Origin of the sequence: Oscillibacter hominis (assembly GCF_014334055.1) — a bacterium.
GTDB classification, from domain to species: domain Bacteria; phylum Bacillota; class Clostridia; order Oscillospirales; family Oscillospiraceae; genus Oscillibacter; species Oscillibacter hominis.
Genome location: NZ_CP060490.1, coordinates 2,185,017 through 2,200,019 on the forward strand (window position 1 = coordinate 2,185,017; position 15,003 = coordinate 2,200,019).

The 15,003-nt window shown below is 59.4% G+C and carries 11 protein-coding genes and 1 tRNA gene; 1 reads left to right on the forward strand and 11 read right to left on the reverse strand.

The window, feature by feature from the left end; all coding sequences use genetic code 11:
• Positions 1–244: 244 nt before the first annotated feature.
• From H8790_RS10925 to H8790_RS10940, 4 genes are all read right to left on the reverse strand, one after another.
• Positions 245–1,057: a histidinol-phosphatase HisJ family protein gene (locus H8790_RS10925; RefSeq protein WP_187332529.1), complete on the reverse strand. Its 813-nt coding sequence runs from the start codon at positions 1,055–1,057 to the stop codon at positions 245–247.
• A gap of 15 nt (positions 1,058–1,072) precedes the next feature.
• The gene (locus H8790_RS10930; RefSeq protein ID WP_187332530.1) at positions 1,073–2,575 is read right to left on the reverse strand and encodes a Na+/H+ antiporter NhaC family protein; all 1,503 of its coding nucleotides are present in this window, start codon (positions 2,573–2,575) and stop codon (positions 1,073–1,075) included.
• Positions 2,576–2,974: 399 nt separating this feature from the next.
• Positions 2,975–4,096, reverse strand: coding sequence for an aminotransferase (locus H8790_RS10935; RefSeq protein ID WP_187332531.1), 1,122 nt, complete (start codon positions 4,094–4,096; stop codon positions 2,975–2,977).
• Between the two features lie 26 nt (positions 4,097–4,122).
• Positions 4,123–5,142, reverse strand: coding sequence for an ornithine cyclodeaminase family protein (locus H8790_RS10940; RefSeq protein ID WP_187332532.1), 1,020 nt, complete (start codon positions 5,140–5,142; stop codon positions 4,123–4,125).
• Between the two features lie 131 nt (positions 5,143–5,273).
• Between H8790_RS10940 and H8790_RS10945 the strand changes: the two genes are divergently transcribed.
• Complete coding sequence (locus tag H8790_RS10945) at positions 5,274–6,050, forward strand: nitroreductase family protein (RefSeq protein WP_187332533.1); 777 nt, start codon at positions 5,274–5,276, stop codon at positions 6,048–6,050.
• Between the two features lie 72 nt (positions 6,051–6,122).
• On the opposite strand, the gene H8790_RS10950 is transcribed toward H8790_RS10945, so the two are convergent.
• The 7 genes from H8790_RS10950 to H8790_RS10980 form a co-directional block, all read right to left on the reverse strand.
• Positions 6,123–7,460 (reverse strand): MATE family efflux transporter, encoded by a 1,338-nt coding sequence (locus H8790_RS10950; protein WP_187332534.1) that lies wholly within the window; start codon positions 7,458–7,460, stop codon positions 6,123–6,125.
• 274 nt (positions 7,461–7,734) lie between these two features.
• Complete coding sequence (locus H8790_RS10955) at positions 7,735–9,087, reverse strand: Na+/H+ antiporter NhaC family protein (RefSeq protein ID WP_187332535.1); 1,353 nt, start codon at positions 9,085–9,087, stop codon at positions 7,735–7,737.
• A 157-nt stretch (positions 9,088–9,244) separates the two neighbouring features.
• Positions 9,245–9,320, reverse strand: a tRNA-Gly gene (locus tag H8790_RS10960).
• A 37-nt stretch (positions 9,321–9,357) separates the two neighbouring features.
• Positions 9,358–10,068 carry a hypothetical protein gene (locus H8790_RS10965; RefSeq protein ID WP_187332536.1) on the reverse strand — a complete coding sequence of 237 codons (711 nt, stop codon included), beginning with the start codon at positions 10,066–10,068 and terminating at the stop codon, positions 9,358–9,360.
• A gap of 33 nt (positions 10,069–10,101) precedes the next feature.
• The gene (locus H8790_RS10970) at positions 10,102–10,689 is read right to left on the reverse strand and encodes a lactate utilization protein (RefSeq protein ID WP_187332537.1); all 588 of its coding nucleotides are present in this window, start codon (positions 10,687–10,689) and stop codon (positions 10,102–10,104) included.
• 21 nt (positions 10,690–10,710) lie between these two features.
• On the reverse strand, positions 10,711–12,948 hold the full coding sequence (locus tag H8790_RS10975; protein ID WP_187332538.1) for a DNA gyrase/topoisomerase IV subunit A: 2,238 nt from the start codon (positions 12,946–12,948) through the stop codon (positions 10,711–10,713).
• A 204-nt stretch (positions 12,949–13,152) separates the two neighbouring features.
• The gene (locus H8790_RS10980; RefSeq protein ID WP_187332539.1) at positions 13,153–14,997 is read right to left on the reverse strand and encodes a copper amine oxidase N-terminal domain-containing protein; all 1,845 of its coding nucleotides are present in this window, start codon (positions 14,995–14,997) and stop codon (positions 13,153–13,155) included.
• Between the last annotated feature and the right edge of the window lie 6 nt (positions 14,998–15,003).

Here is a 15,003-nt window from a genome sequence, read left to right on the forward strand (position 1 = left end):
TGCCCAAACCGCTTGTCAGGATGTGGGCGGCCCCTTTCCGCAAACTGGAAGAACGGATTTGTTTTTATGATAGCACAGTTGCCCCCCATTTGCACGAATCCCTGTAAATGAAAGAGCCAAATGCAGCGGCTTGAAAGCAGTTTTTCTCCGGCGCAATACTGTAATGCATGCAGAGGGATTTTGATTGATTCGGCAGTTGGGCAGAAAAAAGGCCCGCGGCAGACATGTCTGCCGCGGGCTGTTTTTAAAGCGGAAGGAACACGGGCTGGTGTTTTTTATAGATGCAGTAGTACTTGAATCCCGCATCCTTCAAAATCTCACCGGCAATATCAAAGCACGCTCCGATCCGCTCCGGGAAGTGCGCGTCAGAGCCAAGGGTCACCAGTTCTCCGCCTAACTCCCGGTAGCGCTTGAATACCTCGGCGCCGGGGCTGGAGTCCCGCATGCCGACGACCAGGGATTTTGTGTTCAGCTCCAGGGCCTTGTTCTTCCGGATGGCCGTCTTCAGCAGCTCATCCAAAATATCCCCGTATTGGCTGTACGTGAAGCCTTCGTTCTTCCCGGGAATATCCCGCAGGACAAAGTCCAGGTGCCCAATGGAATCAAATCCATCCGTCAGTGTGATGTTATTGAGCTCCGTCTGGAAGTACTCCCGGACAGCCTCCTCCTTGGACCGCCCCTCATACAGGGTCTGGTCCTCCGTGTCCCGCCCGCTGAAGCAGTGGGTGGAACCAATGACATAGTCAAATGGATACTGGCCATACTCCCGATTGTGCCGCTCCACCAGGTGGGGCTGGAGCCCGAACTCAATGCCGATCAGCATTTCGATCCGGTCGGCATAGGCTGCCTGGACCTCCTGGAGCTTGTTCAGGTAACTGTCCACATCCCCGGTTTCGGACAGCAGATAAATGCTGTGCCAGGGTGGGTAGTCGTAGTCCTGATGGTCCGTGATGCAGATCTGCTTCATGCCCCGGCGTATGGCGCGCTCCACCTGGTCTTCTATGGGCGTGTTGGAGTCACTGGAAAATGAGGTGTGAATGTGAATATCAGAATACATGTTTGCTCTCCTTGATCAAAGTTCCGCGTTGGCCTTTTCAAGCTCCATGGCGGCAAGCTGCTTCTTGGTGGGAGTCTTGCGGAACCAGACCCCGGTGAAGGCATAGAACAGCGCAAGGATCCAGACGATCCAGCTAAAGAAGGAATAGCGCAGGAAGGTGAGGGTGCTGTCCTGGAACAGCACAGCTAAGTAAAGCATGCCCGACGACGTCCATGGGAAGAAGCCCGAACAGCCTGTCCCGAAGTGTTCCAGCGTGGCGGAGAGGTTGACGCGGTTGACGCCCATTTCGTCGTATTTCTCCTTGAACATGCTGCCGCCCAGGAGCAGGGCCACAGTGGAGCTGCCGCCCACCATGATGAGGACGACGACCATGATGCCGGTGGTGAGCACCAGGGAGCCAGGCCCCTTGATGAACACACCTGCGGTGTTGAGCAGCACCTCGAGGCAGCCGCACAGCTCCGCGATGCCCGCAAAATAGAAGCAGAAGATGGAGGCCACAAAGGTCTTGTTCATATCGACAATGCCGCCGCGCTCCAAGAGCGTCAATGTGGAACTGCTCAATGCCTCAATGTTGACCTCCGGATGGGCCGCCAGGCAGATGTTGGTATTGAACCCGTTGTAGAGGGCGTTGATGCCGTCCACCAGGCTGAAGCCCTGATAGACCACACCGATGATCAGGCCGATTGCGCCGGCTCCAAAGAGCACCAGCGAGGAGGGCTTGCCGGTGAGGGAGCCCCAGAGGATAAACACGATGGGCAGGATCAAAACCCAGCTGAATTTAAAGAGGCTCGCAATATCGCTCAGCATGGCCGCGGTCTCGGCGCTGGAGGTGGAGCCGGTGGTGTGGCTGGTGAGGCCGATGATCACATAGATCACCACGGTGATCAGGGCCGCGGGAACCACAGCTCTGGCCTGGTTGGCAATGTGGTCAAAGATGTCGACACCGGAGGTCAGGGAAGAGAGGACCGTGGTATCGGACAGCGGGGACAGTTTGTCGCCGAACTGGGAACCGGCGTAGCAGGCGCCGGCCACCAGGCCCAAGTTCACATTTTCCATGGCCATGGCCATGATCATAATGGCCATGCCTGCTGTGGAGGCGGAGCCGTTGGAGGTGCCGGTGGCTACAGAGAACACACAGCACAGCAAAAAGCCGCACAGGGCGATCCACTGGGGAGATACGATGTTCAGGCCGTAGTAAATGAACATGGGGATGACACCGGAGAACATCAGCCCCGCCAGCATGAAGCCGATGGCCAACAGCATGACCAGGACGGAGAAGGAGCTTCTCACGCGCTGCGCGACAGCTTCCTCCATCTCCTTCCAGCTGTAGCCGCAGCGCCAGCCCACAAAGGCCGCAAAGCCTCCCACCATAATCATCAAAGGCACATAGTTCAGCCCGAATACCGCGCCGGCGCCGAACGTGGCGAACAGCAGCAGAATCAGGATGACGGCCTCGGCCAGTGTTGCTTTGCGCTTTTCCCGCGGTTTCTTTGCCGGTTTCTCTTTCTTGTCTGACATTTGTTTTCCCTCCTGTAATAGAGTTTTTTATTACAACCTTCCGAAAACAGCGCAGCCGGCCAAACCACGGCCCGCTTTTACCGGAAAAATTGTACACACAAACAACTGCCGGCCACAACAGGCTTACCATTGTCTTCCATCAATAACAAGCAAACCTGGTGCCAAAAACCGCACATAATAAAATTTTATGTCTTTTGGTCAAAGTCCCTCAAACTTACTTATTCATTTTAGATAATCTAACCGTAACCAATCAAAATACGTAATATCAATTGTGGCTCATTATAAAAATTTATTGACAATATGTTCCACATGTTGTCATAATAATTGTCAAATATGACATTTTTGCGCAGACCAATCTTTCAATTTTGTGTAAAATTGCAAAGAATTGCGCTGGTTTTGTTAAAATTGTGTCAAGAATCCATGAAGCTCTGCCAACCCGGCCTGCAAAACCTCCGGATCAATGGCAAATCCCAGACGAAGGGACTTGGGCTCGTCGAAGCAGTCACCGGGCACCATAAAGGTTCCCGTCTCCTCCATCAGCCGGCGGCAGAAAGTGAACGAGTCGATGTCCATGTCGTAGTGCAGCAGCGCCGTAGTGCCCGCCTGGGGATAGAGGTAGGAGATGTGGGGCTCGTTCGCCACCCAGCGGTCCACGACCGGCAGGTTTTTTGCGATCAGCTCTAAATTTTTCTCCAGCAGCTTGTCCACATGACTGAGAGCCAGCGCCGCTACCGCCTCGTCAAAGAGGCCGCAGCTGATGAGCGTATATTCCCGGTGGGAGGCGCAGGCCTTCAGCAGCTCTTCATTTTTTGTGGCAATCCAGCCGATGCGCAGCCCGGCCAGGGAGTATGCTTTGGACATGCTGCAGGTGCTGGCGCCCTTTTCATAGAGGTCGGCGATGCAGTCGATTTCCACGCCCTTGGGCCGCATGGGCAGATACACCTCGTCGCTGAGCAGGTACGCGCCGCAGGAGCGGGCGATCTCAACCACCTCCCGGAGCATGGCGTTGTCCATCAGGGACCCAGTGGGGTTGTCCGGGTTGTTGATGCAGATCAGCTTGGTTTTCTCCGTCACCATGGACCGCAGCTCACAAAGGTCCGGCAGGTAGTTGTTCTCCCTGCGCAGGTGGAGGATGTCCACCTTGGCTCCAAGGGAGGCCGGGATGGAATAGAGCTGCTGATAGGTGGGCTTGACGGAGATCACATGGTCTCCTGGCTCCACAACGGCGGAGATCAGCAGATGGTTGGCCCCGGAGGTGCCGTGGGTGGGGATGATGTGCTTTGGGGAGAGGGTGCGGTAGAGCCCGCACACGCCGCGCAGGAAATCCGGGTTTCCCTCGATGTCCCCATAGGACAGCTTCCGCCGGGAAAAATCCCGCCAGAAGGCCTCCAAATCCTCCCCCATCATCTGAAACAGCCCCTCCAGTGTCACCGGCACGGCGCTGGTTTTGGTGATGTTGTACTTTACCTTTGTCTCGTAGGCGGTCAGCCACTGCTCCACCTGAAATGCGTCGATCTTCATGTCTTTTTCCTGCCTTCCAATTTTCTCTACAGCTCCGCTGTGATGCCGAGGCCCCGCTCCTTCGCCCTGTCCACCGCCACCTTGGACACCACCAGGTCCTGAAGTGCGATCCCGGAAGAGTCAAAGACCGTGATCTCCTCCTCGTCGGCCCGGCCGGGAAGGGCGCCGTCAATGAGCGCCCCGATCTCGCCCACAATCTCCTCCGGAGCCAGAAAGCCCTGGCGGATGGCCAGTTCACACTCGCCCACGGAAATTGCCTGGGCCAGGTCGTCCACGAAAATCCGGGCGTTACTGAGGATGGCTCCGTCCAGTTCCTGCTTGCCGGCCATATCCGCGCCCACACAGCTGAAGTGGGTGCCTGGCCTTACCCACTCCCGGCGGATCAGGGGCTGGTGGGACGGCGTGGCGGTGACAATCACGTCGCTGCGGCCCACGGCCTCCGCCAAGTCCTCCGCCGCCGCAATGGTATAGGGGGCCGTCCGCCCGCCGCCTAAAAGCCCCTCCACCGCCTGACGGATGGCACGGAGGCGGTCCGCGGCCCTGGACGGGCTGCGGGGGCTGCACAGCTCCACTGCGTCGATGCCCGGCATGGCCAGCAGCATGGCCGCGATCTGATAGGGAGCCTGGGCCCCCGCACCCACCATCAGCATCCGCCGGGACTCTTTCCGGGCCAGGTACTTTGCCCCCACGGCGCCCGCCGCTCCGGTGCGCATCCCGGTGACCGCCCCGGCGTTCAGCAGCGCCACCGGCGCACCGGTGGAATCGTCGAACAGCAGGGTGGTGCCGAACAGGGCCGGCAGGCCCTTTGCCTCATTGTCGCCGAACCAGGACACCAGCTTCAGGCCGTAGATGCCGCTTTTGGCCAGGTGGCCTGACTTGATGTCCAAATCCGCACGTTCCGGCTCAAACACATGGCACACCAGCGGAAAGAGGCTGCCGGCTCCGGTGGATTTCTGGCAGTAGGCCTCCTCCACGCCGCGGATGGCATCGGACATGGTGAGCACCCGGCCAATCGTCTCCTGGGAAAGAATCAAAACTTCAGACACAGCAAAATCCTCCCTCTTATAACTTGATACAGTCACAATAGCATAAAAATCCTGTGAGCGCAAATGATTGATCGCATTGCGCCTTCAGTTCAAAGCAGCTATAATGACTTCAAGAAAAGGAGGATGTTAGTATGATCCAGATTGACCGCGGCCTTTGTATTGAATGCGGCTTGTGCGCCGGCATCTGCGAGTTCCATGAAATCTCCATGTCAGCGGAGGGACCCGCCTTTCTCAACCAGAACTGCTGCGACTGTGGGCACTGCCTGGCCGTCTGCCCCCAGGGCGCCATCTCCATGCCCCAGTGCGACATGGGATCGGTCCGGGAGTACGACCCCAAAACCTTTGACGTGGAGCCGGAGCGTCTATTGAATATGATCCGCTTTCGCCGCAGCACCCGGAAGTTCCAGAACCGGTCCGTCCCCCAGGATGCGATCGTCCAGCTGCTTCAGGCCGGGCGCTACAGCCCCACCGCCTGCAACAACCAGGACGTGCGCTACGTGGTGGTGCATCAGGAGAAGGACATGGTGCTGGATAAGCTCTGGGAGGGCCTGTTGGCCCATGCCCGGACCATCGGCGACCAGGAGTTGGAGGAGCGCTGCCGCCAGTACCGCCAAACCGGGGTGGACACCCTGACCTATGGGTGCAGCCATCTCATTTTCATTCTCTCGGGCCGGCAGCTCAACGGAGGCATTGCGGCCTGTTCCATTGAACTGATGGCCCACGCCATGGGGCTTGGCGCTTTGTACTTGGGATACGGTGAGCGCGCCGTGGCGGCGTCGCCGGAGCTCCAGCGCTATCTGGGGCTGTCGGATGAGTGCCAGCTCTGCGCCATCCTGTGCGTCGGCTATCCGGCGGTGACCTGGCACCGCACTGTGCCCCGCAACGCTTTGCAGGTCTCCTGGCGCTGAGCGGCGGACAAGTAAGGGAGTGTGCGAATCCGCACACTCCCTTTTTAGAATCCGTTCACACGGTGCATAAGCCTAAGGGTTCAACCCCTCCGCCCCCGACAGCCCCCTGGTGTATCTGGCCATCAGAAAAACCACACCCACGGCCACCACCAGCTCAGTGATGGGCATGGCAAACCAGACGGCCCCAGGGCCAAGGAGCCAAGGCAGCGCATAGATCAGCGCCCCGCTCACCACCAGCCCCCGGGCCACGCTGACCGCAAAGGAGGCCATGGGCTTCATCAGCGACTGAAAGTAATAGGTGGAGAAAATGTTCAGCGGCAGGAGCAGGAAGGACAATCCGTAGCTTCTCAGGATGTATGGAGCAATGCGGAAGATGTCCTCTGTGGGCGCCATAAAGATGCGGATAAACCCATTGGGAAACGCAGAAATCACAGCTGTCCACGCGGCGCTGAAAAAGCAGGTGGACCACAGGGCATAGCGCAGCGTCTTTTTAATCCGGTCCCACTGTCCTGCCCCAAAGTTGATGGAGAAAAGGGGCTGGGCAGCCTGTCCCACACTGTAGGCGCAGCATTGGACAACGGTGCTGATGTTGACAATCACGCCGTAGACCGCCAGCTCGTCTGTGCCCAAATACCTCATGATCTGCCGGTTGAAAAAGGTGGTGAGGATTCCCATGGCCACGTCGATGAAGAAGGTGGAGAAGCCCGTCACCAGGACTTGTTTGAATTTTACGCCCAGGCGCCCGGGCCTGACCAGCTTCAGCGTGTTCCTTGGGGACAGGAAATGGGTCAGCATCACCAGCACTGTGATCACAGCCCCCATGGCTGTGGCCAGCCCCGCGCCCAGGATACCCAAATCCATGGTAAACACAAAAAAGTAGTCCCCCGCCACATTGAAGAGCCCTCCGGCCAGGGTGGCGCCCGTGGCCAGCCCCGGATGGTTGTCGTTCCTCAAAAAGGCGGCCAGCAGCTGGCTGAACAGGAAGACCGGCACAACGAATTGAATGGGCAGAAGATACTCCCGGGCCAGAGGCAGCAGCGTCTCCTCCGCGCCGAACAGGCGCAGCAGCCGGGTTTCAAAGCCGGCGATTGCCACCCAGCTGAGGAGGGCGAAAAACAGCGTGGCAATCACGGCCGTGGTGAAGTATTCATTCTCCCGCCCCTGGCTGTTTTTGCCCCGGGCCGTGCTGAACAGGACGGAGCCCCCGATGCCCGTCAGCAGGCCCAGGCTGTAGACGATATTCCAGACCGGAGCCACAACGGCCAGGGCCGCCGTACCCTCAGGGCCCTGGTACTGCCCCACCATAGCCATATCCACAATGCCGTAAATGGAGCTGATGAGCGCGCTGCCGAAGGCGGCGCTCAGATACTTGAAATAAAGAGTTTTCACAGGTCCATGCAGCAAGTCCATCTCAGTTCCCCCCTGAAACATAAAAAAGCCGGACAGGGAAACAGGCATTTCAGCCCGTCACCTTATCCAGCTTGCCATTTCTAAAGAATGGGTCGCCCTCCGAGTGAGCGTCATATAGTTTAATACATTGGGCGAAAAATGTCAAGACCGCCAAAATGGGCACGAAACATCGGGGGTGCTCATGGCCCCTTCCGCTCCACGGGGGCGAGCGGCCCGCCAGGCCAGAAAGGTGCCCTTGGAGATCGTTTTACAGGTCATTCTTCCCAGTCTCGCCCTACCCCAGCCCCAGCAGGCCGCACAGCAGATATCCCAGAATCGTCACAGCGGACAGGCCAAGGGCATAGGGCATCATGGTCCGGATGATGTCCATGTTGGGTACGCCGGTACCCGTCATGGTCATGAATACCGCATCGGCATAGAAGCACAGGCAATAGCCCAGACAAATCCCGCTCATCACTGCGGCCACCACCACAGTGGCGGAGGCCCCCACCGCCAGGGCAATGGGGAGGAAGACCGGGATAGCCACCGTCATCACCACCCAGCAGCCCCCCACGGCAAAAGTGGTCAGCCCCACTGTCACGAAGGCCACCACAGGCACCAGGACTGGGGGCAGGGCATACTGCGCCCCCTGGATCAGCAGGTCGAACAGGCCCAGCTCCCGGTTGGCCTGGCTGAGGACGAAGCTGAAACACACCACGATGGCCAGGGGCGTCATGGACTTTGCCCCTTCAAAGAAGCACTCGAAAAAAGCATCGATGCTCATGAGGCGCTGACCCACATACATCACCAGCTGGGCCAAAAGGGCCAGGACCAGGCCGTGGATCATGTCCTTGTCGCAGATCAGCACGCCCACCACCAGGGTCACCAGAGGGATCACCGCGTTCAGCGCGGAGGACTTCTCAACCTCCCCCTGGGGGGCCAGGTCCACCAGGGCAGGCCCGCTCTCCCCTTCCACCAGGACGGGGCCGCCGCCCTCCACCCGCTCATAAGCCCGCTTCAGCTGGCCCACCTTGGGGAACAGCCCCATCCCCAGCAGCAGGCACACCAGGATCATCAGCAGGGGGAAGAACATATAGGGGATCGCGGCGAGATAGTCCCCGAAGTCCATGCCCTGCTCGGACATCAGCCCCACGATGAAGGCCGTCCAGCTGGAGAAGGGGATCACCAGGCACAGACTGCAGGCCATCCCCTGGGCCTGGAAGGCCAGATGCTCCCGGGGGATGCGGTGCCGGTCGGCGAGATCCCGGACGGAGAAGGACACCGTCAGGGCATTGAGATACTCGTCCACGAACAGCAGTAGGGCCATGGCCCAGGCCAGGGCCATGGTGCGCTTGGGTCCTGCGGCCACTTTGAGGAGCTTGTCCCGAAAGCCCAGCAGGGCCCCGGACTTTTGCAGCAAGGTGATCATCCCTCCAAAGCCCATCATAATCAGCAGGACAAAATGATAGGAGGGGTCTGCCAGGGCATCATACAGATCTCCGATGGTCCCGCTGAGAAAATCCGTCCTGTGGAGCAGCACCATGGCCAGCAGAGCAGCCAGCACCATGGCCTCCGCCATCTTTTTGGTGCGCACCGCATAGACGATCAAAAAGGCCACCGGCAAAAAGGCCAGGATATTGTCCAACATCTCTCTATCCCCCCTGAGAAAACAATATATCCATTATACTTGTGGTGATGGCAAAAGTAAACATGTTTTCCCGGGCGGGGCCGCACCGCCTCAACTTGTGCCGGGGACAAAAAGGAGCGTTGCAGAACCTTTACATTCTGCAACGCTCCCAAATTTTTGGAGCGGGCGACGAGGCTCGAACTCGCTACCTCCACCTTGGCAAGGTGGCGCTCTACCAGATGAGCTACGCCCGCACAGCAAAAATGATTTTAGCAGACGTTTCTCAATTTGTCAAGATGGATTTTCAATTTCATCGGTCACTTCTTCGGTATTTACAGACGGAATCCCCTCTTCCGGCGCAAAAGAGCCGTCCAGCACGAACTCGATCAGCCCCACGTCCGTCTCGCTGGGATAGTAATAGGCGCCCCAGGGCGGGGCCTCCTCGCTCAGCCCCTGCTGGGATCGCAGTTCGGAGAGCATCCGCTCCACTGTGGCCTGCTCGCCGTTGAAATAGCCGATCCGCACCGCCAGCTCCGTCTTGCCCTCCTGGAGAGCGGCGTTTAAGAGTTCCGGCAGTGCCTCCGTGCTGGTGGCGTTGACCACCGACTGAATCTGCTCGGCCGTGCGGCGGTAGCGCACCGACACGGTGATCTCATAGTAACCCCGCTGGGCCTGGCTGGCGGAAGTGATGTACTCCACCGCATAGGCACCCATGGGCGTCTCCTGCTGGACCTCGCTGGAGGCCTGCTCCAGGGCCTCGGACACGGTCATGTCATCCTCATAGTCATAGAGGCGGATGACGGCGTTCTCCGTGTGCTGGCCCACCAACAGCAGCAAATCGTTCACCAGGTCCTGATAGTTCTCCGCCCGCAGCGTGTCGGCCTCGCTCTCCCAGTACCGGCTGTTATGGGGCTCCACAGAGCTAAAGTCCCGCTCCAGAAGGGAGCAGCCGCCCAGCAGCAGGCAAAGTGCTGTCAGCACCAGCATCCCCCGTGTCTTCACGGCTGTCCCTCCCTTGCTTTCTTCAGCAGCAGATCAATAGCCTAACTCCTCATCCACCAGCACGACCTCGGTCTCCATGCCGGTCATGGGTTCCCACAGCACCACCAGCGTCCGGCAGATCCGGCCGGGGCTGGCACAGTCGTAGCACCGGTCGCCCTTTGCGGCGCAAGGCGTCTTGGCCCCCAGGCGCTGGGCGTTCTTCGGCGCGGCGATGTTCCGCGCCCGCCACAGCGCCTCCTCATATGTAGGGGCGATCTTGTTCCGCCCCACCACCAGATAGACCTTCTCGTGGCCAAACAACGACCCGGCCACCCGGTTTCCGCTGCCGTCGATGTTGATGAGCTCCCCGGTCTCCGCCAAGCCGTTGACGGAGGTCAAATACACCTGGGTGGTCATGGCCTCCCTGCGCAGCTCCGGCCCGCCCTGCCAGTGCCAAACCACCTGGTTATGGCTGCCCAAGGTCTCGTAAAGGCCCATCTCCTGCAGCGTGACAGACCCGCCGAAACCCACCGTCTTGTTGTCGATGGATCGGTTCAGGTACTCCGCCGCCTCAGCCGCCGTACCAAACCGGCTCACCGCAAAGCCTCTGCTTTTCAGCGCCTCACTCACTTTATCAAACATCCTGTGCATCCCCTTTCCTTTTTACAGCAGCTCCAGCTGCTGTTCCTCCTGGTCTTCCTCCCGGAGCAGCGCCCCGGCCGCCGGAATCTGGCGCACCCGGTAGCGGCTGTGGTTGACGATATGGGTCTCCTCCGGCGCAGCCACCCGCTCCAGGCGGTACTTGGGCTTGAGCTTCATCACCGCCACGCCCTGGGTGGAGCGGGTGGTCTTGGGCACAAGCAGGGCGGTGGACACCATCAGTGCCCGGGGCTCCGAGGAGTAGAGCACCACCTCACAGTCCTCCTTCAGCTCCCGGACGGCCACCAGCGGGCTCTTGTCGGAATACGCGCCGGTGAGCTTCCGCCGGTTGGAGGCGGTGCGATAGGCGCTCAGTTCCACCCGGGCGGCCTTGCCGTTTTCAAAGAAGAACAGCACCTGGCCGGAGTAGTCGCCGGGGAGGCAGGCGTACACCACGTTCTCCCCCTCGTCCATGCCCAGTTTGCTGGGCAGGTAGTCGCCTAAGACGCTGGCCTTCGCATCGTCAAACTCGCTCAGGCGGGTCTTGTACACCTGGCAGCGGTCGGTGAAAAACATGATCTCCGCGCAGTTGGTGGACTCCATCTGGCGGCTGAGCCCGTCGCTGTCCTTGAACTTCTGTTCGCTGCTCATGCGCAGCGAGGCGGGGGTGATCTTTTTAAAGTATCCCTCCCGGGAGAGGAAGAGGTTGACGGGATAGTCCTCCACCTCGTCCTCCTCCGTGTACTCCTCCACCTCGTCGCCGTAGACCAGGGTGGTCCGGCGGTCCTCGCCGTACTTTTTCTCCACCTCGGCAAGCTCGTCGATGATGACCTTTTTCACCCGCTGAGGGCTCCCCAGCAGGTTTTCCAGGTCCTCGATCTCCTCCTGGAGGGCTTCGGTCTCCTTCACCCGCTTGAGGATATACTCCTTGTTGATGTTGCGCAGCTTGATCTCCGCCACATACTCCGCCTGGACCTGGTCAATGCCGAATCCGATCATCAGGTTGGGGATGACCTCGGACTCCTCCTCCGTCTCCCGGATGATTTTGATGGCCTTGTCAATGTCCAGCAGGATGCGCTTGAGGCCCTTGAGCAGGTGCAGCTTGTCCTTTTTCTTGTTCAGGACAAAGTAGACCCGGCGCCGGACGGACTCGGTGCGCCAGGCCGTCCATTCCTCCAAAATTTCCCGGACCCCGAGGACCTTGGGCTGTCCGGCGATGAGCACGTTGAAGTTGCAGCTGCAGCTGTCGGAGAGCGTGGTCAGCTTGAAAAGCTTGGCCATCAGCTTGTCCGGGTCCACGCCCCGCTTCAGATCGATGGCCAGCTTCAGCCCGGAGAGGTCCGTCTCATCCCGCATGTCGGCAATTTCCTTGGCCTTGCCCGCCTTGATGAGCTCTGCCACCTTGTCTAAGATCGCCTCCGTGGTGGTGGTGTAGGGAATCTCATAAATCTCAATGAGGTTCTCCTCTTTGACATAGCGGTACTTGGCCCGGACCCGGACGCTTCCCCGGCCCGTGCGGTATATCTCCTCCAGGGCCGCTGCGTTGTAAATCAGTTCGCCTCCGGTGGGAAAGTCCGGCGCCAGCAGGGTATCAGAGAGTGTGCACTCGGGATTTTTCAGGTAGGCGACGGCAGTCTGACAGACCTCCCGCAGGTTGAAGCCGCAGAACTGGGAGGCCATGCCCACGGCGATGCCGGAGTTGGCGGACACCAAGATGTTGGGGAAGGTGGTGGGCAGCAGGGCTGGCTCCTTCATGGTGTTGTCGTAGTTGTCCACAAAATCCACGGTATCGGAGTCAATGTCCCGGAAGAGCTCCGCGCAGATGGCGGAGAGCTTTGCCTCCGTATACCGACTGGCGGCGTAGGACATATCCCGGGAGTAGACCTTTCCGAAGTTGCCCTTGGAGTCCACAAAAGGTGCCAGCAGCGCGCCGTAGCCCTTGGAAAGGCGCACCATGGTCTCATAGATGGCCGCGTCGCCGTGGGGATTTAGCCGCATGGTCTGGCCCACGATGTTGGCGGACTTGGTGCGGCCGCCGGTGAGCAGGCCCATCTTGTACATGGTGTAGAGCAGCTTTCGGTGGGAGGGCTTGAAGCCGTCGATCTCCGGGATGGCCCGGGAGACGATGACGCTCATGGCATAGGGCATGTAGTTGACCTCCAGGGTGTCGGTGATGGGCTGTTCCACCACCGCCGCCTGGAGCCCCAGCACATTGGAGGGGACTACGGAGGTCTTTTTCGGGGTTTTGTCATTTTTCTTCATAGAGTACCTCTGGATTGAGCCGAACTGCGGTCGCACATCCGGATTTTTAAATTACATATTGGGGTATTATATCATTTTTTCCCGGGAATGGCAACAAACGCTGTCGAAAGGCTTCTCAATCCCTTTTCCGTATGAGTTTCCGGCATCAAGGCCCCGTCCGCAGAAGCGGACGGGGCCTTGTGGAATCGTTCCGTGAGCAGCGCTTTACAGGGTGGTCTCCTCTGCGGGCTGGGGCTCCTCGTCGTAGCCATAGGGGTTGATGACGTTGGCGTCGGCGGGCAGCTTGCCCGGGGCCTGCTGAGTCTCGCTGGTGGACGCGGTGTAGCGGATCTCCAGGTCCATGGTGTTTTTGATCTTCATCACCAGGTTCATGTTGACGCCGGTGGAGGACACCTTGCCGTCGGCGGTAATCAGCATCACCGGGAGGAAATAGCCCATATCCTGGCTCTGCATCTCCACCTTGAAGGTAGCCGCCCCGTCCCGTGCAATGCGCAGGTCCGCGTTGAGCTTGTCAAACTCATTGTAGTAGTCCGCGTCCTCGCCATAGGTCTCCTTTAGGTAGGCCTGATAGTCTTCCATACCGTAGTGGAGCACATCGTAGCCGCCCTCGCCCTGGAAGCAGCCGTCGCCCAGCAGCACGGCGGCCTCATCGGCATACTCCTGGATCTCCTGATAGAGGTACACCGCATTGTAGTAAACACCGCCCTCGTCAGCACCGCTGAGCCCTGTGGCGGAGGTGTAGATCAGGCCGCCCACACTGGAGGCGCCCTCATTCAAATCCAGCCCCAGGGCGGGGATGGCGACCCAGTCGTCCTCCGCGTACTCCGTCTCCGGCAGGTAGGCAAGCAGGGGCAGGTTCAGGTACATCATGCCCTCCTTGCCGTCGTAGATCAGTTTGAACTTCACATTGGCAAGCGCAGACTTCAGGCTGCTGAGCTGGGCGGAGGTCATGCCCGCGAAGAGCTGGTCGAACTCCTCCAGTTTGCCCAGGGCGGCCAAATCCAGCCGGCCGGTGACGCTGAAGGCATCGGCGCTCTGAACCACCTCCAGGGAGGCGTCCATGTTGTAGGTCTTATTGCCGTTGATGGAGTCCAGCAGCGTCAGGTCCGCGCCAAGGGAGGCAACGGTCTTGTAGTTCTTTGAGGGGTTGCGTGCCAGGGACTCCAGCAGCCGGTTGAGCACGGTGAACTTGCTGTCCACCTCCGCCACCAGGGCCTGGCGGTTCAGCAGAACGGCCGTTTCAAAAAGGGAGTCGTAAAATACGTCGCAGCCCAGGGTCTGGGCGAAAAAGCGGACGGGGATGTAGGTGCGGCCGTTTTTATAGTAGCACTTGGCGTCCATCTGCACCTTCAGCTCCTGGCCGCCCGTGCGGACGGTGACCACATCGCTGCCGGCCTTGAAATAGAGCGCCGCGTCTCCCTCCACCGTCTTTCCCCCGGCGGTGACCACGGTATCCTTGAACCGGCAGACCGCCATGCCGTCCTCATAGGAGACGGTTCCGCCCAGGGCCTCCAGCACCTGGCGGCAGGGCACCATGGTCCGGCCGTCCTTCAGCTCCGGCTGGGCGTCGAACTTCAAATAGCTGCCATCCAGCATCACGCCCAACTGGCCGGGCACACCGCCCAAGGCCTTCTTGCTTTCGGCAGCCTCTTTTGCCGTCTCATCGGCCCACCACAATTCCCAGAGGTAGTCGTCCAGCAGATACTCGTTGAACTCCTCCTCGCTTTCGAAGCCCATTTCCAGCATGTAGTCCTCTTTGCTCTGGTAATAGTCTCCGGCCCAGTATTCCTCGGCCCAGTACTTGTCCGGGTCAAAGGCCTGGATTTCGGCGGCATGGGCCTTTTTCCAGTTTTCATAGTCCACCTCATAGGAGATGTCCTCATAATAGGCCTCCAGGTCGCCGTCGTAGTAATACTCCACACACTCCTCCAGGGAGTCGAAGCCCCATTCCTGCCACTGGGGCGGGTCCGTGTCCTCATAGCCGTAAGCGGGCAGCGTCAGTGAAAGCGTCAAAAGCAGGCAGAGCAATGCGGAAATGATCCTTTTCATATGCAG

What these genes read in the sequence shown, in the direction of transcription:
- H8790_RS10925 (WP_187332529.1), bottom strand. Translation starts at nt 1,057, where the DNA reads ATGTATTCTGATATTCACATTCACACCTCATTTTCCAGTGACTCCAAC.
- H8790_RS10930 (WP_187332530.1), bottom strand. Translation starts at nt 2,575, where the DNA reads ATGTCAGACAAGAAAGAGAAACCGGCAAAGAAACCGCGGGAAAAGCGC.
- H8790_RS10935 (WP_187332531.1), bottom strand. Translation starts at nt 4,096, where the DNA reads ATGAAGATCGACGCATTTCAGGTGGAGCAGTGGCTGACCGCCTACGAG.
- H8790_RS10945 (WP_187332533.1), top strand. Translation starts at nt 5,274, where the DNA reads ATGATCCAGATTGACCGCGGCCTTTGTATTGAATGCGGCTTGTGCGCC.
- H8790_RS10950 (WP_187332534.1), bottom strand. Translation starts at nt 7,460, where the DNA reads ATGGACTTGCTGCATGGACCTGTGAAAACTCTTTATTTCAAGTATCTG.
- H8790_RS10955 (WP_187332535.1), bottom strand. Translation starts at nt 9,087, where the DNA reads ATGTTGGACAATATCCTGGCCTTTTTGCCGGTGGCCTTTTTGATCGTC.
- H8790_RS10970 (WP_187332537.1), bottom strand. Translation starts at nt 10,689, where the DNA reads ATGTTTGATAAAGTGAGTGAGGCGCTGAAAAGCAGAGGCTTTGCGGTG.
- H8790_RS10975 (WP_187332538.1), bottom strand. Translation starts at nt 12,948, where the DNA reads ATGAAGAAAAATGACAAAACCCCGAAAAAGACCTCCGTAGTCCCCTCC.
- H8790_RS10980 (WP_187332539.1), bottom strand. Translation starts at nt 14,997, where the DNA reads ATGAAAAGGATCATTTCCGCATTGCTCTGCCTGCTTTTGACGCTTTCA.